25 protein-coding genes are annotated in these 22,110 nt (G+C 61.7%); 8 read left to right on the top strand and 17 right to left on the bottom strand.

Annotated features, from left to right (window positions below; all coding sequences use genetic code 11):
• The 3 genes from DFR40_RS00515 (at position 1) to DFR40_RS00525 (ending at position 1,692) form a co-directional block, all read left to right on the top strand.
• Positions 1-963, top strand: a complete 963-nt coding sequence (locus DFR40_RS00515; protein ID WP_121456536.1) for a recombination-associated protein RdgC — start codon at positions 1-3, stop codon at positions 961-963.
• Positions 960-1,346, top strand: coding sequence for a YchJ family protein (locus tag DFR40_RS00520; protein WP_121456615.1), 387 nt, complete (start codon positions 960-962; stop codon positions 1,344-1,346). Before DFR40_RS00515 ends, DFR40_RS00520 begins: the two co-directional genes overlap by 4 nt.
• Positions 1,347-1,455: 109 nt before the next feature.
• Complete coding sequence (locus tag DFR40_RS00525) at positions 1,456-1,692, top strand: toxin-antitoxin system HicB family antitoxin (RefSeq protein ID WP_121456537.1); 237 nt, start codon at positions 1,456-1,458, stop codon at positions 1,690-1,692.
• 25 nt (positions 1,693-1,717) lie between these two features.
• Here DFR40_RS00525 and DFR40_RS00530 read toward each other — a convergent pair whose 3' ends face one another.
• The 5 genes from DFR40_RS00530 to DFR40_RS00550 all read right to left on the bottom strand — a co-directional run bounded on the left by DFR40_RS00530 (position 1,718) and on the right by DFR40_RS00550 (position 6,659).
• Entirely contained in the window at positions 1,718-2,872 is a 1,155-nt protein-coding gene (locus DFR40_RS00530) for an iron-containing alcohol dehydrogenase (protein WP_121456538.1), read from the bottom strand.
• A gap of 57 nt (positions 2,873-2,929) precedes the next feature.
• Positions 2,930-3,928: an LLM class flavin-dependent oxidoreductase gene (locus tag DFR40_RS00535; RefSeq protein WP_121456539.1), complete on the bottom strand. Its 999-nt coding sequence runs from the start codon at positions 3,926-3,928 to the stop codon at positions 2,930-2,932.
• Positions 3,925-4,854 carry a DMT family transporter gene (locus DFR40_RS00540; protein ID WP_121456540.1) on the bottom strand — a complete coding sequence of 310 codons (930 nt, stop codon included), beginning with the start codon at positions 4,852-4,854 and terminating at the stop codon, positions 3,925-3,927. The genes DFR40_RS00535 and DFR40_RS00540 overlap by 4 nt, the downstream gene beginning before the upstream one ends.
• A 63-nt stretch (positions 4,855-4,917) precedes the next feature.
• Complete coding sequence (locus DFR40_RS00545; RefSeq protein ID WP_121456541.1) at positions 4,918-5,994, bottom strand: alkene reductase; 1,077 nt, start codon at positions 5,992-5,994, stop codon at positions 4,918-4,920.
• Positions 5,995-6,077: 83 nt separating this feature from the next.
• Complete coding sequence (locus DFR40_RS00550) at positions 6,078-6,659, bottom strand: TetR/AcrR family transcriptional regulator (protein ID WP_028993600.1); 582 nt, start codon at positions 6,657-6,659, stop codon at positions 6,078-6,080.
• Positions 6,660-6,831: 172 nt separating this feature from the next.
• Here DFR40_RS00550 and DFR40_RS16855 point away from each other — a divergent pair, with 172 nt between their 5' ends.
• From DFR40_RS16855 to DFR40_RS00560, 3 genes are all read left to right on the top strand, one after another.
• Positions 6,832-7,842: a DUF3800 domain-containing protein gene (locus tag DFR40_RS16855; RefSeq protein WP_147431264.1), complete on the top strand. Its 1,011-nt coding sequence runs from the start codon at positions 6,832-6,834 to the stop codon at positions 7,840-7,842.
• 151 nt (positions 7,843-7,993) lie between these two features.
• Positions 7,994-8,404: a YidB family protein gene (locus tag DFR40_RS00555; RefSeq protein WP_121456542.1), complete on the top strand. Its 411-nt coding sequence runs from the start codon at positions 7,994-7,996 to the stop codon at positions 8,402-8,404.
• A 29-nt stretch (positions 8,405-8,433) separates the two neighbouring features.
• Positions 8,434-8,817: a VOC family protein gene (locus DFR40_RS00560; protein WP_121456543.1), complete on the top strand. Its 384-nt coding sequence runs from the start codon at positions 8,434-8,436 to the stop codon at positions 8,815-8,817.
• Here the strand turns inward: DFR40_RS00560 and hemW are convergent.
• The 6 genes from hemW to DFR40_RS00590 form a co-directional block, all read right to left on the bottom strand.
• On the bottom strand, positions 8,814-10,028 hold the full coding sequence (gene hemW, locus DFR40_RS00565) for a radical SAM family heme chaperone HemW (RefSeq protein WP_121456544.1): 1,215 nt from the start codon (positions 10,026-10,028) through the stop codon (positions 8,814-8,816). The two genes, DFR40_RS00560 and hemW, sit on opposite strands and share 4 nt — an antisense overlap.
• A 5-nt stretch (positions 10,029-10,033) precedes the next feature.
• Entirely contained in the window at positions 10,034-11,143 is a 1,110-nt protein-coding gene (locus DFR40_RS00570; protein WP_121456545.1) for a Fic family protein, read from the bottom strand.
• A 155-nt stretch (positions 11,144-11,298) separates the two neighbouring features.
• A complete protein-coding gene (gene rdgB / locus DFR40_RS00575) occupies positions 11,299-11,886 on the bottom strand; it encodes an RdgB/HAM1 family non-canonical purine NTP pyrophosphatase (RefSeq protein ID WP_121456546.1) in 588 nt (195 codons plus the stop codon).
• A 70-nt stretch (positions 11,887-11,956) separates the two neighbouring features.
• Positions 11,957-12,673 (bottom strand): ribonuclease PH, encoded by a 717-nt coding sequence (gene rph / locus DFR40_RS00580; RefSeq protein ID WP_121456547.1) that lies wholly within the window; start codon positions 12,671-12,673, stop codon positions 11,957-11,959.
• A gap of 12 nt (positions 12,674-12,685) precedes the next feature.
• Positions 12,686-13,603, bottom strand: a complete 918-nt coding sequence (locus DFR40_RS00585) for a PP2C family protein-serine/threonine phosphatase (protein WP_121456548.1) — start codon at positions 13,601-13,603, stop codon at positions 12,686-12,688.
• Positions 13,600-14,544, bottom strand: a complete 945-nt coding sequence (locus DFR40_RS00590; protein ID WP_121456549.1) for a serine/threonine protein kinase — start codon at positions 14,542-14,544, stop codon at positions 13,600-13,602. Before DFR40_RS00590 ends, DFR40_RS00585 begins: the two co-directional genes overlap by 4 nt.
• Before the next feature lie 77 nt (positions 14,545-14,621).
• Here DFR40_RS00590 and DFR40_RS00595 point away from each other — a divergent pair, with 77 nt between their 5' ends.
• Both DFR40_RS00595 and DFR40_RS00600 read left to right on the top strand, forming a co-directional pair.
• Positions 14,622-15,488 carry a YicC/YloC family endoribonuclease gene (locus tag DFR40_RS00595; protein ID WP_121456550.1) on the top strand — a complete coding sequence of 289 codons (867 nt, stop codon included), beginning with the start codon at positions 14,622-14,624 and terminating at the stop codon, positions 15,486-15,488.
• Between the two features lie 185 nt (positions 15,489-15,673).
• Positions 15,674-16,951: a tyrosine-type recombinase/integrase gene (locus DFR40_RS00600; RefSeq protein ID WP_121456551.1), complete on the top strand. Its 1,278-nt coding sequence runs from the start codon at positions 15,674-15,676 to the stop codon at positions 16,949-16,951.
• A gap of 27 nt (positions 16,952-16,978) precedes the next feature.
• Here DFR40_RS00600 and DFR40_RS00605 read toward each other — a convergent pair whose 3' ends face one another.
• The 6 genes from DFR40_RS00605 to DFR40_RS00625 all read right to left on the bottom strand — a co-directional run bounded on the left by DFR40_RS00605 (position 16,979) and on the right by DFR40_RS00625 (position 22,079).
• Positions 16,979-18,139, bottom strand: coding sequence for a hypothetical protein (locus tag DFR40_RS00605; protein WP_121456552.1), 1,161 nt, complete (start codon positions 18,137-18,139; stop codon positions 16,979-16,981).
• A gap of 75 nt (positions 18,140-18,214) precedes the next feature.
• Complete coding sequence (locus DFR40_RS00610; RefSeq protein ID WP_121456553.1) at positions 18,215-18,853, bottom strand: hypothetical protein; 639 nt, start codon at positions 18,851-18,853, stop codon at positions 18,215-18,217.
• A 78-nt stretch (positions 18,854-18,931) separates the two neighbouring features.
• Entirely contained in the window at positions 18,932-19,426 is a 495-nt protein-coding gene (locus DFR40_RS00615; RefSeq protein ID WP_121456554.1) for a siphovirus Gp157 family protein, read from the bottom strand.
• On the bottom strand, positions 19,419-20,441 hold the full coding sequence (locus DFR40_RS16860; RefSeq protein ID WP_147431265.1) for a hypothetical protein: 1,023 nt from the start codon (positions 20,439-20,441) through the stop codon (positions 19,419-19,421). Before DFR40_RS16860 ends, DFR40_RS00615 begins: the two co-directional genes overlap by 8 nt.
• A gap of 2 nt (positions 20,442-20,443) precedes the next feature.
• The gene (locus DFR40_RS00620; RefSeq protein ID WP_121456555.1) at positions 20,444-20,761 is read right to left on the bottom strand and encodes a type I restriction endonuclease subunit M; all 318 of its coding nucleotides are present in this window, start codon (positions 20,759-20,761) and stop codon (positions 20,444-20,446) included.
• 334 nt (positions 20,762-21,095) lie between these two features.
• Positions 21,096-22,079: a helix-turn-helix transcriptional regulator gene (locus DFR40_RS00625; protein WP_121456556.1), complete on the bottom strand. Its 984-nt coding sequence runs from the start codon at positions 22,077-22,079 to the stop codon at positions 21,096-21,098.
• Between the last annotated feature and the right edge of the window lie 31 nt (positions 22,080-22,110).

Here is a 22,110-nt window from a genome sequence, read left to right on the forward strand (position 1 = left end):
ATGTGGTTCAAGAACCTGCAGATCTACCGCCTGCCGACGCCGTGGGCGATCGACCTGGCCAAGCTCGACGAGCAACTGGCGCGCGGTGAATTCACCCGCTGCCCGTCCAACCAGCCGATGTCCCGTGGCTGGGTGTCGCCGCGCAAGGACGGCGCGCTGATCTACGCCAACAACCGCCAGTGGCTGATCGCACTGGCCGTCGAGCAGCGCCTGCTGCCGTCGTCGGTGGTCAATGAAACGGCGCAGGAACGCGCCGAGCAGATCGCCGACCAGCAGGGCTACCCGCCCGGCCGCAAGCAGATGAAGGAAATCAAGGAGCGCGTCACCGAAGAGCTGATGCCGCGCGCCTTCACCCGCAAGCGTACGAGTTTTGTCTGGATCGACCCGACCAACGGCTGGTTTGTCGTCGACGCCGGCAGTATCGCCAAGGCCGAGGAAGTCATCGAACACCTGCGCCACTGTCTCGACGAGTTGCCGCTGAAGGCGCTGCACACGCAACTCTCGCCGCAGTCGGCGATGGCCGACTGGCTGGCCGGCGGCGATGCGCCCGCCGGTTTCACGGTCGACCGCGATTGCGAGCTGAAATCGGTCGCCGAGGAAAAGGCCGCCGTGCGCTACGTCCGCCATCCGCTCGGCGACGAAGTCGGTGCCGAGATCAAGGCCCACCTCGCCGCCGGCAAGCTGCCGACGCGCCTGGCGCTGACCTGGGACGAGCGCATCTCCTTCGTCCTCACCGAGAAGCTGGAGATCAAGCGGCTGGCCTTCCTCGACATCCTCAAGGAAGAAGCCGAGAAGAGCGCCGAGCGCGCCGACGAGCAGTTCGACGCCGATTTCGCGCTGATGACCGGCGAACTGGTGCGCTTCCTGCCGCAACTGGTCGAAGCCCTGGGCGGCGAACAGGTCGAAGCCGAGACGCCGGCTGCGGCCCCGGTCGCCGCCGGCACCCCGCCGTGGGAAGCCTGAAGCCCAGCGACGCCTGTCCCTGCGGCAGCGGCAAGCCTTACGCCGCCTGCTGCGGGCCCCTGCACGCCGGTGAAAAACCGGCGCCGACGGCCGAGGCGCTGATGCGCTCGCGCTACGCCGCCTACGTCCTCAAGCTCGAAGACTACCTGCTGGCGACCTGGCACGCGTCGACGCGGCCGAGCGAACTCGACCTCGCCGCCGACGACAGCAAATGGCTAGGCCTGGAAGTACGCGCTCACCAACTTCAGGACGAGACGCACGCGACGGTCGACTTCGTCGCCCGCTACCGCATCGCCGGGCGCGGCCACCGGCTGCACGAACTCTCCCGTTTCGTCCGCGAGGACGGGCGCTGGTACTACGTGGACGGCGAGTTCCTGGCCTGAGGGCGCAGCGCTACGAAATACGGCCGGCAAGCTTGCGCAGCGATATCATGCAAGTTGTTCTGGATTCCAATTTGCCGGCCGCATGCCTGCTCCTGAGGGAGGAGACACCATGAGCCAACTTGCCCTGCGCCTGCCCGATTCCCTGCACGAACGCGCCCGCCTGCTCGCTCAGCGCGACAACACCTCACTGAACCAGTTCATCGCGCTGGCGGTTGCGGAGAAAGTTTCCGCGCTGGAAACCGCCAGTTTCTTCAGCGAACGCGCAGCCCGGGGAAACCTGGACGAGCTGCGCGCGATTCTCGACAAAGTGCCTGACGTCGCGCCGCAGGCCGGCGACGAACGCTGAATCCGTCCCGGCACCCGGCGCAGTTTCAGGCGCAAGCCGCGCGCACGATCCTTTCCGTCTTCGCTTCGTCGATCCCGGCATGGCCGCCGAGCGCCATCTTGCCGTGGGCGCGCAGGCCGGCGAGCACCCGGTCGGCGGCATCGGCTTCGTTGATGCCGGCGTCGCGCAGGTGCAGCGGCATGTTGACGCTGCGGTAGAAGGCTTCCATGGCGGCGATGGCGTCTTCGGCGCTCGGCGCGTTGAGGCCGAAGACTTCGCGGCCGAATTGTTCCAGCTTGTCCCGCTTGTATTCGATCAGTTCGCGCAGCAGCGCCGGCTGGATGATCGCCAGCGTGCGGCCGTGGTCGATGCCCCACAGCGCGGTCAGTTCGACGGCGATGCGGTGCGTCGCCCAGTCCTGCGGCACGCCGACGCCGATCACCCCGCACAGCGCCTGGTTGGCCGCCCACATCAGGTTCTGTTGCCAATCGGGCTCGGCGTGCCGGTCGAAAGTCGCGCCCAGCTTGACCAGCGCCTTCATCACCGCCTCGGCGTAACCGTCCTGGACCAGCGCGCCGACCGGGTAGGTCAGGTATTGCTCGCAGACGTGGACGAAAGCATCGACGATGCCGTTTTCCAGTTGGCGCAGCGGCAGGCTGCCCATCACTGCCGGGTTGAGCACGGCGAAGCGCGGCCGTGCCGGCGGCACGAAGAAGGCGCGCTTGTCCTGTGTCGCGGTGTTGGTGACCACCGAGCCGGCGTTCGATTCCGAACCGGTGGCCGGTAGCGTCAGCACGACGCCAACCGGCAGCGCCTGCTGCGGCTGGTGCTTGCCGATCACGATGTCCCAGCCGTCGCCGTCGTAAAGCGCAGCGCAGGCGACGTACTTGGCGCCGTCGGCGACCGAACCGCCGCCGACGCCGAGGATGAAGCCGATTTTTTCGCGTCGGACCAGGTCGACCGCCAGATTCAGCGTCGCCAGCGTCGGGTTGGCCTCGACGCCGCCGAACTCGACCACGTCGCGCCCGGCCAGCGCGGCGCGGATGCCGTCGTAGACGCCGTTCTTCTTGATCGAGCCGCCGCCGTAGAGGAGCAGCACGCGCGCCTCGGCCGGCAGCAGCGCCGGCAACTGGGCGAAGCTGTCGGGGCCGAAGACAATGCGCGTCGGGTTGTGGTAATCGAATGCGAACAGGTGGCTCATGCTTGTCTCCGTTTTGGCTTCAGTTTTGCGGTCGACCGCAGGATAGGCGGAAAAATCTCAGGCGCAGGCAGCGGCGGCGATGTCGAGCGCGCGCAGGCGCAGCGCCGGGTCGAAGATGTCGCAGACCAGCATCAGCTCGTCGGCCTGCGTCGCCTGGCGCAGCGTGCTCAGTCCTTCGCGCACGCGGTCCGGCCCGCCGATCACGGCGGCGCCGAGGAAATCGCCGATGCCGGCTTTCTCCTGCATCGACAGCCCGGCGAGGAAGCCGGCCACGGGCGGCGGCAACGGCCGACGGTCGCCGCGCAGGATGCCGAGCACGCGCTGGAAGATGCTGGTGGCGAGGAACTCGGCCTCGTCGTCGGTTTCGGCGGCGACCAGAGGCACGCCGACGATCACGTAAGGTTGGGCCAGCGTCGGCGACGGCCGGAAATTGCCGCGATAGACGGCCAGCGCCTGGTGCAGCAGGGCCGGCGCGAAGTGCGACGCGAAGGCGTAGGGCAGGCCGCGCTCGGCGGCGAGGCGGGCGGAGAACAGGCTGGAACCGAGCAGCCAGATCGGCACCTCGGTGCCGGCGCCGGGCATGGCGACCAGCGGCTGGCCGGGCTGGGCCGGGGCGAGCAGACGCTGCAGTTCGGCGACGTCACGCGGGAAATCGTCCTCGCGCTCGATACGCTCCCGGCGCAGGGCGTGCATGGTCAGACGGTCGGTGCCGGGGGCGCGGCCGAGGCCGAGGTCGATCCGCCCCGGGTAGAGTTCGGCAAGCGTGCCGAAGGCCTCGGCGACGACCAACGGCGCGTGGTTGGGCAGCATGACGCCGCCGGAACCGACGCGGATGGTCTGGGTGGCGCCGGCCATGTGGCCGACCAGGACGGCGGTGGCCGAACTGGCGATGCCCGGCATGTTGTGGTGCTCGGCCAGCCAGTAGCGGGCAAAGCCGAGCTTTTCGGCGTGGCGGGCGGCGTCGGTGGCGATCCGCAGCGCCTCGGCCACGCTGCCTCCCTGGCGCACGGCCGCCAGGTCGAGCAGCGACAGTTTCACATCGGCGAGCGGATTCATGCCTTTTCCTCCTGCAGACGTTGATTGATGGCGGCGACCGCCGGGCGTCGGCTGGCGATCCAGCCGAGCAGCGAGAGTAGCGCCAGGCCGCCGCCGATGAGCAGGATGCCGGCGACTTCGGCGCTCTTGAAGGCCTCGCCGAAAGTCAGCCGCGACGACAGGATGGCGACCACCGGCGTGCCCAGCACCGACAGGCTGGCTTCCCAGGCCGGTACGCGGTCGAGGATGTAGATCCACAGCCACCAGCAGAGCGCCGTGCTGAACACCGCCATGAAGCCGAGGATGCCGGCGTAGCTCCAGGTCCAGTCGGTCGGCCGTTCCGGCACGACCAGCGCCAGGATGACCAGCGGAATCGAGCCGAGCGCCATCTGCCACGCGGTCAATGTCAGCAAATCGACTGGCGTCTGGCCGCGCAGGCGCTTGACCAGGATGGTGCCGATTGCCCAGCAGATGGCGGCGCAGAGGCCGAGCGCCGGGCTCAACAGGCCGCCGTGCATTTCCCACGGTTCGATGATCAGCAGCAGGCCGATCAGTGTGCACGCGGCGGCAATCCACTGCGTGCCGCGCACCCGTTCGCCGAGGATCGGCCAAGCCAGCAGCAGCGTCCAGATCGGCATGGTGAAGATCAACACCGCCGTCTTGCCCGGCCCGCCTTCGACCAGTGCCCAGGTCTGGAAGATCATGAAGCCGGCGACCTGGGTCAGCGCGATGCCCAGCGTCGCGCCGGGGGCGGTCAGCGTCAGCTTGCGGCCGGTCAGGCGCAGCGCGATGAACAGCGCCGCAGCGCTGCCGATGCAGCGCTCGGCGGCGAAGGCGAAGGGCGGCGAATATTCCAGCCCGTGCTTGGCCAGCACCCAGGTGTAGCCCCAGATCGAGGAAAGGACGATCAGCGCCAGGATCGGACGCCAGCGGTCGGAAGCGTTCATTGTTTTCTCTGTCTGGCGCGGCGGCATCTGCGCACCGCCGCGCCCGGGGTTGGGCGTGGGCGCTTACGGCAGCGTCGGATAGTCGGTGTAACCCTCGGCCCCGCCGCCGTACAGCTTGTCGGCGCGCAGCTCGTTCCACGGCGCGCCTTCGCGCAGGCGGCGGACGAGGTCCGGGTTGGCGATGAAGCCGCGACCGAAGGTGACCAGGTCGGCGCCGCCGTTGGCGATCACCTGCTCGGCCAGCGCCTTGTCGTAGCCGTTGTTCACCAGCCACGGCCCCTTGAAGGCGCGGCGGGCGGCGGCGTAGTCGAAGCTGGCCGCCGGCGTGCGCGTGCCGCCGGTTTCGCCCTCGATGATGTGCAGGAAGGCCAGGCCGTAGCCGGCCAGCTTGTCGACGACGTAGCCGTAGAGCGCCTGCGGGTTGCTGTCGAGCGGCGCCGTGAAGGTGGTCAGCGGGCTCAGGCGGATGCCGGTGCGGCCGGCGCCGATCTCGCCGACGATGGCGTCGACCACCTCGAACAACAGACGGGCGCGGTTCTCGATGCTGCCGCCGTAGGGGCCGCTGCGGTCATTGACGCTGTCGCGCAGGAACTGCTCCAGCAGGTAGGTGTTGGCAGCGTGGATCTCGACGCCGTCGAAGCCGGCGGCGATGGCGTTGCGTGCCGCCTGGCGGTAATCCTCGACCAGACCGGGCAGCTCGTCGTCACGCAGGGCGCGCGGCGCCGATACCGGCACGAAACCGTCGCGGGTGAAGGTGCTCGCTTCGGCGGTGCGGGCGGTGGCGGATACCGGTGCGGCGCCGTCCGGCAGCAGCGACACATGCGAAATGCGGCCGACGTGCCACAACTGCAGCACGATCTTGCCGCCCTCGGCATGCACCGCGTCAGTCACGGCGCGCCAGGCGGCGACCTGCTCGGCCGACCAGATGCCCGGGGTGTCGAGGTAACCCTGCGCCATCGGCGAAATCGGGCTGGCTTCGGCAATGATCAGGCCGGCGCTGGCGCGCTGGCGGTAATACTCGACGGTCAGCGGGCCGGGGCAGTTGCCGGCAACGGCGCGATTGCGCGTCAACGGCGCCATCACGATACGGTTGGCGAGGGCGATGTCGCCGATCTGGATCGGTTCGAACAAAGTGGGCATGTCGATTCTCCTAGGGTTGATTAGACCGGTCGTCTAGTTTCTTGCGTCAAAAAATGGCCGTCGACGGACGGCCCGGAAATCAATTAGCGGCTCAACAACTGCCGGGTGAACTGCAGAGCATTCTCCAGCGGCTGCGCCTGGCGCTGCAACTTCGCCAGCAGGCTGGCGCCCAGCCACAACTGGTACAGCGTCTGCGCCGTCGCGGCGGCATCGAGCGGCGGGATCGAACCGTCGGCCATGCCGGTTTCGAGCAAGCGGGCAATGCGGCTGACGATCTGCCCGGTGCCGTCGCGCAGCGTCTCGCGCATCGGATCGGACAAATCCGCCACCTCGCCGCCCAGCTTGACCACCAGGCACTGCTGCTCGGCACACGCCGCCTGCTTGTCCAGCCAGCGCTGCCAGTAACACGCCAGCCGCTCCTGCGCACTCAGCGCCTCGGCCGCAAACAGCGCATCGAGATCGGCCAGGTAACGCGCGAAGTAATCCTCCAGCAAGGCCTGCCCGTATTGCTCCTTGGACTCGAAGTAATGGTAGAACGACCCCTTGGGCACCCCGGCCGCAGTCAGAATCTCGTTCAACCCGACACTGGCAAAGCCCTTGCCAGCAATGATGCGCTGGCCGGTTTCAAGGACATGCTGGCGGGTGTTGTCGTGACGGGTTTTCATGGGGAGGGATTGTGCGCTTGATTAGACCGGTCGTCTAGTGGTTTTTGATGGGGCTGCAGTTCGGCCTTTGCGGCCATTAGCTTATTGGCGTAAGTCGGTCGGCAATGCACTCATCACCTACCGTCAACATTTTGCTAAACACTTTCCGTGGTTGTCGTTAGCATATCCGTATATGTTCATCTTCCTTGACGAATCCGGGACCTTCCTTCACTCACCTGTGCGAGACTCATGGTGTGTAGTTGCGGCTTATGTAATTCCTGAACACCTACGGCGCAAAGTTGATGCTCTCATGCTCCGCGTCCGCAGAATGGGCAACAACGGCGCGGAAACGAAGCTAAAACATCTCTCAGACGAACAGTACGTTTGGTTTCTGTCTGAACTGAAAAAGCTGGGAGGGGTGGCCTTTGCGGTTGCCGTAGATGTCGGCCTCCACAGCCCTTCGGAAATTGAACGCCACAGAAATGGGCAAGCAGACAAAATCGTCGAACACAGGGAAAAGATGATCCATGAAGCAGCAAGGCAAGGTCTAACAGATTTATCGAACCAGATTCGGTCGTTGCCATTGCAGCTATACACACAACTTAGGTGTCAGTTGCAGATTTTTCACAAGATTATTGCAACAGCTTCTCTGTATTTCGTGCAAAGACATCCACCGGCTCTGGGCCACTTTAGATGGCGTCTGGATCAGAAAGCGAGAGTTCCGACTGCCTATGAAAACGCCTTTCGCAAAATTCTTCCCGCCATCCTCCAAACGATTTCGCTTGAAGAGCCGATGATCATGCTAAAGGGAGGAGACTACTCTCACTTTGAGCGGTTCAATTACCCAACGGGAGAAGAGCCTACATACCTTCAGGATCATTACGGTATTGAGGCTCGGGGTGGTGGTGATGTGATCAACATTGGACAAGTCGTGAGAGAGGATTTTGAGTTGGTTGATTCCGCTGGATGCGCTGGTGTTCAGGTGGCCGATCTACTATCCAGTGGGCTGCGCCGTCTTCTACGTGGCGGCTTTTCTAATCCAGAAACTGTTGCCCAACTACTTGGGAGCAACATGGTGCAGGAAGTGAGGAATCAAGTCCCTGTGATGTTGGTTAGCCTCGACAAAACAGCAGATGTGTCTAGTGGCGTGGCACATCTCCTACGGATAATTTCGGCTTCTACGCGGCCCATGCTGACACAATAGCTGTCTGCATTGAACGGAAGTATTGGCCGACGAGCAGCCCCTGAAACGTACGCATAGCTGTTTTCGACTGGTTCCGTCACCACATCACAATTCTTAACCCACTCTCTACCCCTCCTCGGTACGATGACCTTTTCCCCCTCAGGAGCAAATCATGGGTCTTCTCGATCAGGTAGTCGGCGGGCTGGCCGCCAATGCACTCGGTGGCAAGGGTAACGGGCTGGCCGAGATGGCCATGCAGTTGGTCAATCAGTATCCGGGCGGCCTCGGCGGTCTGGTGCAGGCTTTTCAGCAGGGCGGGCTGGGCGAGATCGTCAATTCCTGGGTGTCGACCGGGCAGAACCTGCCGGTGTCGGGCGATCAGTTGAGTTCCGTGCTTGGCAGCGACTTCCTCGGCAAGCTGGCCGGGCAGGCCGGGGTGGCGCCGCAGGAGGTGGCGAACGGGCTGGCCGATTTTCTGCCCGGGCTGGTCGATCAACTGACGCCGGGCGGCAAGCTGCCGGAAGGCGGCGACCTGCTCAGCCAGGGGCTGGGCATGTTGAAGAAGGGCGGGCTGTTCGGCTGAGGCCGGGCGGCGTCTGCCGGGAGCGTCCGATGAAATTCGGCTACACCATCCTTTACGTCGACGACGTCCGCCGGACGCTCGACTTCTACGTTGCCGCCTTCGGGCTGAGCGTGCGCTTTCTGCATGAGAGCGGCGATTTCGGCGAGCTGGAGACCGGCGGCACGGCGCTCGCCTTTTCCTCGCGGGCGCTGATGCGCCAGCTGGGCAAGCAGCCGTCGGCGCCGGTCAGCGGCGCGCCCAGTTTCGAGATTGCTTTCGTCTGCGACGATGTCGCGGCGGCGGTCGACCGCGCGGTGGCGGCCGGGGCGCGCCTGGTGCAGGCGCCGGAGGCGATGCCCTGGGGGCAGACGGTGGCTTACGTGGCTGACCAGGAGGGTTTCCTGGTCGAGCTGTGTACGCCGGTCGGCGGCTAGAGGAAGCGTTCCAGCAAGACGTTGAGGAAGCGCCGGCCCTTGGCGGTCGGCGCGATCTTTTCCGGGCCGATGTCGAGCAGACCGTCGGCCTGCGCCGCCTTGAGTTGCGGCAGGATGGCGGCGAGCGGCCGCGAGGTGCGCAGTTCGAACAGGCTGGGGGCGAAGCCGTCGGCCAGGCGCAGCGCGTTCATCATGAATTCGAAGGGTAGTTCGGCGGCGGCGACGTTGTGCTCTTCCTGGATCGGCCGGCCAGCGCGGACGTTTTCCAGATAGGCCTTGGGGTGCTTGTGGCGCATCTGGCGCAGCACGCGGTCGTGCAGCGTCAGCTTGGAATGGGCGCCGGCGCCGATGCCGAGGTAGTCGCCGAAATGCCAGTAATTGAGGTTGTGCAGACACTGCCGGCCGGGCTGGGCGAAGGCCGAGGTCTCGTAGTTGGCATAGCCGGCGGCGGCCAGCCGGGCTTCGATGGCTTCCTGCATGTCGGCGCACAGGTCGCCTTCGGGCAGGTCGGGCGGGAAGGCGGCGAAGTGCGTGTTCGGCTCCAGCGTCAGCTGGTAGCAGGAGAGGTGCGGCGGCGCGAAGGACAGCGCGGTGTCGATGTCGGCGAGCGCTTGCTCCTGCGTTTGATAAGGCAGGCCGTACATCAGGTCGAGGTTGAAGCGCTCGAAGTGTTCGCCGGCCAGTTGCGCCGCGCGCTTCGCTTCGGCGCTGCCGTGGATGCGGCCGAGCGCCTTGAGGTGCTCGTCGTTGAAGCTCTGGATGCCGAGCGACAGCCGATTGACCCCGGCGGCGCGAAAGCCGGCGAACTTGCCGGCCTCGACCGTGCCGGGATTGGCTTCGAGCGTGATTTCGGCCTCCGGCGACAACATCGCCAGCGCCCGGAAGGCGCCGATCAGCTCGTCGATGGCGCCCGCCGACAGCAGGCTGGGCGTGCCGCCGCCGAAAAACACCGTCTGCACCGGCCGCCCCCAGATCAGCGGCAGCGCCGACTGCAGGTCGGCGATCAGCGCATCGACGTACTCCCGCTCGGGAATCTCGCCGCCGTTCTCGTGCGAGTTGAAGTCGCAATACGGACACTTGCGCACGCACCACGGGATATGGACGTAGAGCGAGAGGACCGGGGATTTGCGGAATTCGAGCGGATTTTCGGGGTTTTGCACGGTCGACCGTGAGGTTTCGGCAAAAATCGGGATGGTGCGGGGTGGGGGCATGAGGTTCAGTCGGTTTCGCCTTGGGAGAGCAGGTCGACCAGGGGAACGTTGATGAAATAGAGATGCTTGCCCTGGCTATGTTCGCGGACCAGGCCGGCGTCCGCCAGTTGGCGCAGATAGCGGGCGGCGGTCTGGCGGGTGACGTTGAGGTCGCGCTGCACGAACTCGATGCGCGTGTATGGGTGGCGGAAGAGGTTGTTGAGCAGGTCCTGCGAGTACAGCTTGGGCAGCTCGCGGCGCATGCGCTGCTTGGTTTCCGCCATCAGGCTGCGCATGTCGCCGACCAGGCGGACGGCGCGGCGGGCGGTTTCGGCAACGCCCTGCAGCATGAAGCTGACCCAGGCCTGCCAGGCTTCGCCATTCGGTGTTTCGTCGCGTACCGCTTGCAGCAGGCGGTAATAGTCGCCCTTGTTGCGATTGATGTAGCGCGACAGGTAGAGCACCGGCGAGTCGAGCAGGCCGGCCTGGACCAGATGCAGCACGCAGAGGATCCGCCCGATGCGGCCGTTGCCGTCGCTGAACGGGTGGATGCTCTCGAACTGGTGATGGATCAGCGCCATCCTGACGATGGGGTCGAGATCGTCGCCCGCGTCGTCGTTGATGAAGCGCTCCAGCGCCTGCATGTGGGCCTGCACGCTGCCGCCGTCCTGCGGCGGGACGAACACGGTTGCCCCGGTGCGCTCGTTCTTCAGCACCGTGCCGCCGCTGGTACGAAACGCCTCGCTGCTGTTCTTGAGTAACTGGAACATCGAAATCAGCGTGCCGTTGCCGAGAATGCCCTGCTGCTGGCGCATGCGCTCGTAACCGTGCATCAGCGCCTCGCGGTAGCGCGCGACTTCCTTGGCCGATGGCGAAATCCATTCGGCGATGTGGAGGTCGGCCTGGAACAACTCGTCCTGCGTCGTCACGTAGCTTTCGACTTCCGAACTGGCCTTGGCTTCCTGCAGTGCCAGGGTGTTGATCAGGATCGCCTGGTTCGGGATGCTGGCTGCGCAGCCCTTGAGTTCCGCCAGGTGCCGATGTGCCGCAACCAGCGCCCGCAGCAGTTCCGGCGTCTGAAAATTGACGCCGGCCGGAGGCAGGTCTGGAATTTGATAGTGCGTTTGCAGACTCATGACGAGACTTTGAAATTCAGGTGGCGAAATAACACGACCGTGATGTCGTGTTAAAAAAACGCTCTATTTTTAACACGACATCACGGTCGTGTTAAAAATTTCTCAACTCCGTGTCGCTTCGTTGGTGAAGCGTTGGGATGCTCCCTGGGGAGACGTCAGAGTTCCGGCAGCCGCTCGATCAGTTTCTGCATCGCCCGGCCGCGGTGCGAGACGCGGTTCTTCGTGTTGGCGTCGAGTTCGGCGGCGGTTTTTCCGAATTCCGGTACGAAGAACAGCGGGTCGTAGCCGAAGCCGCCGTCGCCGCGGTATTGGTCGACGATTTCGCCGTGCCATTCGCCTTCGGCGATGATCGGTTGCGGGTCGTCGGCGCTGCGGCAGAGGACCAGGCAGCTGACGAAGTGGGCGCGGCGGTCAGCCTTGCCGGCGAGGTCGGCGAGCAGCTTTTCGTTGTTGCGGGCGTCGGATTTCGGTTCGCCGGCATAGCGCGCCGAGATCACGCCGGGGGCGCCGCCGAGGGCCTTGACGCACAGGCCGGAGTCGTCGGCCAGCGCCGGCAGGCCGCTGTGCTGTGCGGCGTGGCGGGCTTTGGCCAGCGCGTTCTCGACGAAGGTGCAGTGCGGTTCTTCGGCTTCCGGGATGCCGAGCTGGCCTTGCGGGATGACTTCGAAGCCGAGCGGCGCGAGCAGCGCGTTGAGCTCCTTCATCTTCTTGGCGTTGTTCGAGGCGAGGACGAGTTTTTGCATGGCGGGGGAATCCGGGCGTCGGAAATGGGCGGAATCTGACGGTCGACCGTCAGATTCCGGGAAAAACAGCTCAGCTGGCGAGCGCGCTTTGCTGTTCGGCGACGAGTTGGCGGATGCCCATCTGGGCGAGGTCCATCAGCACGTTCATCTGTTCGCGGGTGAAGGGTTCGCCTTCGGCCGTGCCCTGGACTTCGACGATGCCGCCCTGGCCGGTCATGATGACGTTCATGTCGGTGTCGCAGTTGGAGTCTTCCGGGTAGTCGAGGTCGAGCACGGCGCTGCCTTCATAGATGCCGACCGAGATCGCGGCGACGTGGTCCTTGACCGGGTTGGCCGCCAGCTTGCCGGCCTGCACCAGCTTCTCGCAGGCTTCGTAGAGGGCGATCCAGGCGCCGGTGATCGAGGCGCAGCGGGTGCCGCCGTCGGCCTGCAGGACGTCGCAGTCGAGGGTGATCTGGCGTTCGCCGAGGGCCTTGAGGTCGGTCACGGCGCGCAGGCTGCGGCCGATCAGGCGCTGGATTTCCTGGGTGCGGCCGGTCTGCTTGCCCTTGGCGGCTTCACGCGACGAACGGGTGTGCGTGGCGCGCGGCAGCATGCCGTATTCGGCGGTGACCCAGCCCTGGCCCTTGCCGCGCAGGAAGGGCGGCAGGCTTTCCTCGACCGAGGCGGTGCACAGCACGCGCGTGTCGCCCATTTCGATCAGCACCGAACCTTCGGCGTGACGGGTGAAATTGCGGGTGATCTTCACGGTGCGGAGCTGGTCCGGCTGGCGTTGGCTGGGGCGCATGGGGTGTGGTCCTTATTTTTTCGGGTTGTATTTGTCGATGGCGGCGCGGATTTCCTCGATCGCTGCCTCGATCTCGTCGTCGGAGAGGTCGCTCTTGTAGCTCGGATTGCGGCCGAACTCGTCGAGCTTGGTGGTGACTTCGCCGACCGGCATGGTCTGGGTCGAGATCGCGCTGCTCGCTGCTTCGACGTAATTGTCTTCCCAGCGCACCGCGACCACCGACAGGTTGTCGCCGTGGGCGCCGCCCTTGACTTCGGCCTGGGCGACCAGCATCGGCACCGCCTGCAGCAGGTTGGCGCCCTTCAGCGCGACCGCCATCAACTCGCCGGAAACCACGCCCCACAGGCCGTCGGTACACAGCAGCACGATATCGCCGTGCTCGAGCGGCGTCTTGCGCGAGAAATCGATTTCCGGCGTCGCCGGGCTGCCCAGGCAGCTGTAGATCTTGTTGCGGTCGGGATGGCGCTCGGCCTGGGCCTCGGTGATCAGGCCCTCCTCGAGAAGCAGGCGGATGCGCGAGTGATCCTTGGTCTGGGCAATGACCCGGCCGTTGCGCATCAGGAACAGCCGCGAATCGCCGGCGTGCGCCCAATAGGCGACGTTGTCCTGGATCACGCAGGCGACGCAGGTGGTGCGCGGCGAATCCTCGAGGCGGTGGCGGGCGGCGTAGTCGAGGATGGCGTGGTGGGCGTTGCTCATGCCTTTCTGCAGGAAGCGGAAGGGGTCGTCGAGCTGCGGCCTGGCTTCGCGCTGGAAGGCGTTGGCCAGCGACTGGACGGCGATCTGGGCGGCGATCTCGCCGTGGTGGTGGCCGCCCATGCCGTCGGCGATGACCATCAGCAGGGCATCGCGCGAATAGCAGTAGGTGGTGCGGTCCTCGTTGTTGTCGCGGCCGCCCTGGCGGCTGTCCTGGTAGATCGTGAATCTCATCGCGGGCTGCTCCGGAAGCGGTCGACGAAGCGCCCGATCCAGCCGCCGCTGCGCACGTGCGGCGGATGGATGTCGGCCACCAGCGCCTTCTGCAGGGTGAATACGCTCTGCGGGCGGTAGAGGTGGTTGAGGTTGAGGCACCAGTCGATGATCTCCAGCAGGCGATCCGAGAACTGGCCTTCCCAGCGCACCATCGCCGGCGTCAGCGTGTCCTTCTTCAGGCGCTCGTCGGCCGGCTGCGGGGCCGAGCCGGCGAGGCAGGCGTACATCGAGGCGCCGACGCTGTAGATGTCGCTCCACGGCCCGAGTTCCTTGCGGTTGCCGTAGTGCTCGGGCGAGGCGAAGCCGGGCGTGTACATCGGCTTGAGCATCGGCTGGTCGCTGGCCAGGGTCTGGCGGGCGGCGCCGAAGTCGATCAGCACCGGCGAGTTGTCGCCGCGCAGGTAGATGTTCGACGGTTTCAGGTCGAGGTGCAGCAGCTTGTGCGAGTGCACTTCGCGCAGGCCGTTGAGCATGCGCGTGAATACGCCGCGGATGAAACGTTCGGAAACGTGGCCCTGGTGCTTGTGGATGAATTCCTGCAGGGTTCTGCCGCGCTCATATTCCATCACCATGTAGACGGTTTCGTTGGCGCGGAAGAAATTGAGCACGCGGATCACGTTCGGATGCGACAGCCGGGCCAGCGCGCGGCCTTCCTCGAAGAAACATTTCATGCCGTAGCGGAAGGCCCCGAGATGCTCCTCGCTGATGATCGGGCGGACGTCGCCCTTGGCGCGCAGGGCCAGGCTGTTGGGCAGATATTCCTTGATCGCGACCTGGCTGCCTTCGGGATCGTGGGCGAGGTAGACGATGGAAAAACCGCCGAGCGAGAGCTGGCGTTCTATCGTGTATTCCTCTAGCTGGTGGCCGCCAGGCAGCGGGTGGTTGGCTTGTTGCGCCATCGATCTCGCGGTTATGATGCAATCGCAGGCATTGTCGGGCGTGTCGTCCGACCTGTAAAGCTGGAGAAGAAGCCCCGATGATTTGCAGCATGACCGGATATGCAGTGAAAACCCGCGACCTGGCGCGCGGTACGCTGCAATTGGAAGTAAAAAGCGTCAATTCCCGCTATCTGGATTTCCACTTTCGCATCGTCGACGACCTGCGTGCGATGGAAATGCCGCTGCGCGAGCTGCTCGCCGCCCGCCTCAACCGCGGCAAGGTCGAATGCCGGCTCTCCTTCCACCCGGCGGCGGCTCGTGGCGATCAGCTGCAGCTCAACGGCGAACTGCTCGGCGCGCTGCGCGAGCTCGGCGCCCAGGTCCGCGCCAGCCAGCCCGACGCGGCGCCGCTGTCGGTCAATGAAATCCTCCGCTGGCCGGGGATGTTCGGCGAGCAGGGGATCGATTTTGCCGCGCTCGGTCCGGACGTGCTGGCGCTGGCCCGCGAGGCCCTCGACGACTTCACCGCGACGCGGGCCCGCGAGGGTGAAAAACTGGCGGCGATGATCGTCGACCGTGTCAATGCCATGCGCGCCATCGTCGCCGACGTCGCGCCGCGCATTCCCGAAGCCCAGGCCGCCTTCGCCGACAAGCTGCGGCAGCGCCTGCAGGACGCCCTGGGCAACGCCAGCGACGACCGCATCCTGCAGGAAGTCGCCGTGTTCGCCACGCGCATCGACGTTGCCGAGGAACTGTCGCGGCTCGGCGCCCACCTCGGCGAAGTCGAGCGGGTGCTCAAGGCCGGCGGCGCCTGCGGCAAGCGCCTCGATTTCCTGATGCAGGAGCTCAACCGCGAAGCCAACACGCTCGCCTCGAAGTCGGCAGTGACCGAAGTCTCGCAGGCTGCGATGGAGCTCAAGCTGCTGATCGAGCAGATGCGCGAGCAGATCCAGAATCTGGAATAGTGCATCACGTCATTTCATGTGATCTCATGGCATCACGCCACCCTTCAACGAGCCGCTATTCACGCGGCTTTTTTATTTTATGGCGTTGCAGGTTGTCGCATGAAAGCGCAGAATTTGTGTGCACCCCTCTGTGAACACCGGGGTGCACATAGGCACAAAATAGGGGTGCACACGGAGAGGGATTCATGGGCAAGCTGACAGATGTACAGATCCGGTCTTGGATCAAGCTGGGGGAGCGATTCGAGCAGCGCGGGGATGGGGATGGTTTGTACCTCTGTTACCGCGAGAGCTATGCCATCCCTGTCTGGAAATTCCGCTACCGCCTGGCAGGAAAGCAGCGGATCATGAATATTGGCAGCTATGGTCAGCTATCACTGGCGGATGCTCGAAAAACCGCAAAGGAAATGTCGGCGCGTGTCGCCCTTGGGTATGACGTGGCTGGCGAAAAGCAGGACCGCAAGCGTGAGGCCATCGCTAAAATTGAGGCGGAAAAGAACGCTTGGACTGTTGCGAAGCTGGCCGACGAGTATTTCGAGCGAGTCATCTTGGGGCGCTGGAAACACCCCAACATCGTGCGGTCTAGGATCGAGAACGACATCAAGCCGGTCCTCGGTAAGAAAAAAGCGGAAGATGTTCGGCCCCGTGACATTGACGAGATGCTTCAGATCATTATTAAGCGGGGGGCTCCGACCATAGCAAACGATGTTCTCCGGTGGTGCAAACGGATGTTTGACTTCGGGATCAAGCGACATGTCCTTGAACACAATCCCGCTGCGGCGTTTGACCCATCAGATGCAGGCGGCAAGGAGGTTGCGCGTGACCGTTGGCTGAACCGTGAGGAGATTGCTGCTCTTTTCCAGGCCATGAGAGAAAAAGCAGGCGCTTTCACCATCGAGAACCACTATGCGGTGCGTCTTCTCTTGCTGCTTGCGGTACGAAAAGAAGAGTTGATTGCTGCGCCGTGGCGCGAATTTGATCTGGAGAAAGGGGTTTGGCATTTGCCGGAGGAGCGAACTAAAACGAGCGTGGGAATTGATATTCCTTTACCTCCGCTGGCATTGGAAACCTTGCATGAATTGAAGCGGTTGGCTGGTGGTAGTGCTTATGTATTCCCCGCGCGCAAAATGCAAAATCGGATGATTCCGCACATCGACCTGAACACACTTAACGCCGCTCTTTCCAAGCACATCAAACCGAAACTAAAGGATGTGCCGAACTTCACTATCCACGACTTTCGTCGGACTGCACGGACCCATCTTGCGGCATTGGGTGTTGATCCGTTTGTCGCCGAACGTTGTCTTAATCATAAGCTGAAGGGGGTAGAAGGGATCTATAACCGACATGATTATTTTGATGAGCGGAAGAAGGCTTTAGAGATGTGGGCGCGACTCCTGTCGGCTTTAGAGGATGGTCGCGCTGATTACAATGTTGTGCCTTTGAAGAAAGAGATTGCCGCCGCCTGAATCGGAGGGGCTTTGGGCGGCAGGATTTTATAAAAGGGGGTTGTTGTCCTGAGGCTTAATCGAAGGGGGACTGCGTCTCAACCCCTTGACTGCCCCCCTAACCAGCTGAGTTACCCATTCAGCCAGTTCAGCAATCGTCATCGGCGGCGTCATCTTCATGTCTTCCTGCAAGTCGAGGCTGGCAAAAAAATATGGCTCGTTCGATGCTTCCCAGTGCTGCTCGGTCAAGTTTTCCTGAAGCTTCTGAAACAGCGGTAATGGCAAGGACGTTTCGTGCTGAATCAGCATTTCAAGCTGCAGTCCTTTCTCCCACGATGACTGGCGAATACTGGCCGACGTTGTTCCTGGTACGGTTTCACCAAATAACGAACGATCCGGGAGAATCATCAATCCCGCTTGCTCGAATCTAAGCCGTTGCCGCTCGTCGAGGATCAGTTGCCAGTTGAACTCGCGCAACACTTCCTCCCTGAGTTTTGCTTCCAGTTCGTTCTTCAGCATGTTCCAGGCAATCAGGCGAAGCTCAGGGTTGTCGTCGGTCGCCATTGCCAGCTTTTCGTAGTACCAGATCGTCACGTCGATGGTGCTCAGTGATTCACCCACCAGCGGTGAAATCCTGCCAAACGTATCGACCAGTACCTTTTCAGAAATACGTTTGCCGACGACGCGCTTGGCAAAGTTGATGACCCAGACGTCGGGCTTCAGGGCATCAATGCCACACCGGATTCTGAGCCATTCCCAGACGGCAATTCCTAGCCCTTTCACCTTACCCTTGAAATCACCCTCAAATGTGGCTGTCTTGATCCAGGCATGAAGGGAGGGTTGGTCGGTAACGCCAATCGACTCGAAGAAATCCAGCAGTCGTCGCAGCAGCTCAATGCGTGTCCAGTGCCGGTTGGACCAAAGAAACATCGCGGCTGCTTCATTGCCGTTCCTGTCGTTGGGAAACTTGGCAAGCAAGGCTTTCAATTGATGGTGGTCATTGATGTGCTGCTGCCTTTGCACCTGCAACTGAAAGAAATTCAGCGCATTGATGACCACAGGCTCCTGAATATGAAAGTTCAGCACGGTGTGCATCACGTCTTCAAGATAGTCGGTTTCCCATTTGGTTGGTCGTATGAACGGCAGGCCCGCAACGGCAACTGCCAGCTTGGTAAATTCATCATCAGTCAGTTCGATTTGTTTTTTCATTTTTAAGACTCCAGATAAGGAAACGGCCAGCGCGATGGCTGGCCGAGTGGTTCAAGGGTTATTGAGAGGAATTGATTAGTCGAGAATGGCTACCGCTTCACGCATGGTCGGTATCAAGCACAGGGCATCACACAACAGGACTTTCATGGCGGTGTTGGCTGACTCGTAGCGAAGCCAACCCCGTCGACCTGCATTGAGTGTGATGGTCGCGTTCCAGGGCAGCATCGGCAGTGGGGGTATGGCAGGATCGAGCAGCAATAGCTTTTCCTCGGTGTTGCCTTCGCGTTTGCCAATACCCACGGCCAGCGCCCAGTGATCCAGGCTGAGTGCCGGGTTCTGAATGCCAACAATGCACAGGCCGTCGACATACAACGTGGCCGCTACATCGTTAGCCGGGTGCTTGTTGATGACCGTGCACGACACATGGTCTCGATAGGGCTTCAGGAAGGATGCTAAACGATGCGGTTTGCTGCCTTTGAAGTAGTAGGGCGATGCAGATCGCCAGAAACTGCCCAAAGCATTTTTACGCTTGGCTTTGCTCAAACCCAATTCCTTGCGATGTACCAGGCCCAATATCATCAAGGCCATCAGCATTGAGTGGTGGCCGCAAGCACCGTCCAAATCGCTTTGCTGCAAATGCAGCGGTGCATCATCGACCATGGGGCCTTCTAGGGTGGCCGTGAGCTTCGGATGCCACCGATAAACGTGGCTCATTGACGTTTCTCCAGGCAATAAAAAGCCTCGGCACCAACGAATGGCACCTTGGCCTTCTGAGTTGTTAAGGGATTGCTGCTACTTGATGGACAGCCGCCGACCACGCTCCAGGTGAGCGCCGGGAATGATTTCGCCATCGAGCAGGGCTCTGCGTACTTCGTCCTTACGAACGCTGATGATGGTTTCCTCGACTTTGAAAGTGTTGGGAATGGCATCCTCATCATCGAGTACAGCGCGTGGAGGGCAGTCACACACTTTGACGACGAACTCAGGCGACGACACTTCCGAAATGCCTGTCGCCAGCAAGTTCGACAACAAGTACTGCCGCATCCATTCGAGACGGTTTTCGAGGCTTTTGCGTCTGACGCTCATGCGTTTTTCAGCAGCACGAACCATGTCAGTTTCCCCCTCGAACTGGAGAATCATGGCGGCAACGTTCCATGCTTTTTCTTCGATTTCACCGGAGGCACCTTCGAGCGTATCGGCAATCACTTCGTCGGGAAGCTCCTGGTCGACCATGGCTTTGGCAAGAGCCAAATATTCGTCGGCCAACCTGTATAGGGGCTTATTCATTATTTCCTCCCTGAGCGTTGGCAAATGTTTTTTCAGCTTCTGCCCAGCTTTCGAGCCGTTTCAGTAGGGTCAAACATTGTTTGCCGGAAAGCTCATCAAGCTGAGTGACATTGCCTTTGGTGGTTTTGTATAACCACGCCAACACACGCTTCTCGGAGAACTTGAATTTGGCGATTTGCTGTCGCAATGCAGCAAGTTCCTCACGGCTGATGGTTGTATCGGTTGCAACAGTTGCAGTCGTTGCTACGTTTTCCGCATTCGGCTGCAACGGTGGTGGTGCTTCGTCAACCAGTGGCTTGTCCTCAAGGTCCTGGGAGTAGCACTCCGATAATCCTGCAAGCCTGAGCGTTGCGTCTATGTGGGCACTTTTCTCCACCATCTTTAGCGTCTTATTTGCATCCCCATAATCCTGGCTGAGATTACGCGCACCGACACCTTCTGCAACAACGCGACCTTGGGCATCTCTCAGTTCGCAGCGCAACATAACGGTGGTTAGCGTCGTACCGTTCAACACAGCTTGCTCGTAGTCGGGTAGCGATGGGTAATGCACGGTCATGCCCAACATGCCGGTGATTTTCTCGGCGCCCGGCTTGAATAGCGATGGATTTTTCGACCAGTGATTTGGATCGCCACAATCCTTGAGCCTGCCTTGCTTGGCGAAGGAACAGCGATCCTTGCTGACCACATGAATACGGCCATAGTCGACACCATCCACAAGTGCTGACCGTAGCCATTCCATTAGTAGTTCGCGGTTTTGTTTGCGCCGTTCCAACCCTGCCGCAAAATGTTCTGCTGGCAAATCTAACGGCGAAACCGTGATGACACCATGAGTAGTTGAGCGTGGCACAGCGGCCGGGGCTGGCAATTGCTCGATGACCACGGGCTCCTGCTCGACGGCAATCGGTGTTTCATCTTCATCAGCAAGACGACGAATCACACGTCGGCCATTTCGACTGGCTTGTTGAGCAGCAGCGGCTTGAACATGACTATCACGAAGTTTGTCTGCAATCGCCATGGCTAATACTCCTCCGGAAGTAAAAGCGTTGTCGTTGACCGATCCGCTTCGGTGATGATCCAAAGCTTCTGACTGGAACCGATTTCATAGCTAGACAGCAAACGGTAGCCATATCGCAATGCTGCTACATTGGCTTGCACGTCCTCTGGGTCGAGATCGCCCCAATCCCCTTGCCAGTGACGCGCAATGAACTCGAAGGGGGATAGTTCCAGTGCCTGCAGTAGGGCTACTGCGCCGGGTGTGGCATACGTTTTACCGAGCGGGAAAAGTGTTTTCTCGGGTCGGCGATTGATAAAGCTGGGATGGCAAATGGCGGCCATGGTAGCTTCTCCTTGTGGTGAGGCTTCATCACACGGTTCGCACGAATGACCGTCGCCAAACTGAAATTCGTGCGAACCACCAGCACATGCTGCCCCCTGCCGACGAGCGACATAGCGTTGAAGCGAAGGAATGAAGCAAAACCAACCGGCGTGACTTGACCTGAGCGGTATTGCTCATGCTTGAAGTCGGTGAATTGGCTTGTTTCGGGGGGATGCCGACAGGTCGGCTAGAAGTAGCAAACGCCTTTGCGAAGGCGTCCATTGACAGCGATGTGCGTTTTTAGCTTAGCGCCAACACATTCGATTTGTCAACTAATCGTTTGAAATCAGTCTTTTACTGACATTCTGTATTGGCATACACGGAAGACATTCGTTCTGTTTCGGCACGGACTTCATTTCTAAGGAATGCGGGTTCAATGACTTCCACGTGATGTCCCAAACGGAGAATATCCATGGCGATTTCCCTGCTATCAGAGAAAGGCACTCGCAACGTGTAGGTGCCATCGGGATCAAGTGATCCAACCTGATTAGGATGCCACTCCTCATCCGCCACCCAGCGGCTCGACGCCTCAGAAAACCTGAGTACGGCGATTTGCACATCCTTGCCACCATAGATGCCGTATCCGGCATCAAACTGCTCATTTAGGTCATCCTGGCTAATGTCTTGAGCATCTTGACCGAGCAGTTCCACCGTTTCAAACGCATCAACCGAAAACCTGCGAAGGGCTTGCCGAGCATGGCACCATGCTTCCAGGTACCAGTTGTTTCGGTAGAAAACGAGGCGTTGAGGTGAAAGCAGCCGATCCAGGCGCTCATCCTTTTCCCTGGAATAGTGCAGAACCTTGATTCGCTTTCGTTCAAGTAGTGCTCTCGAAATCAGGCTGAAGTATTTGCTGCCTTTACGTCGGATGCCCGTACGTACCAACCGAATCCGTTGCGTCACTTGATTGAACGACTGTTGATCTCTGCCCAAGATTGCCTCCAGGCGGGAAAGCAGCGGCTGAACATGCGGGGTAAGAAATCCTGGCTCCAATTCGGCCAAGAGGCTGTGCATGGTCAGGAGCGCACAGGTTTCCTCGGCGCTAAACCACAAGCCAGGTAATTCATAGGCTGGACCAGTATTTGGTGTGCTGAAACGATAGCCGCCCGCATCGCGGTCATAAACAATCGGTGCATTGAAACGTTCTTTGAGAAACGCTAGGTCGCGCTTCAGTGTAGCCCAGGAGATTTGCAGTGCGTCGAGTAGCTGCTGGCGCGACATGATCTTGTTGGACTGAAGCAACTGGTCGATTTTGTAAAAGCGTTCTGTCTGGCTCATATGATTTCCTGGGCTCACGATATGAGCCTTT

It is taken from the genome of Azonexus fungiphilus (assembly GCF_003634965.1).
GTDB lineage: Bacteria > Pseudomonadota > Gammaproteobacteria > Burkholderiales > Rhodocyclaceae > Azonexus > Azonexus fungiphilus.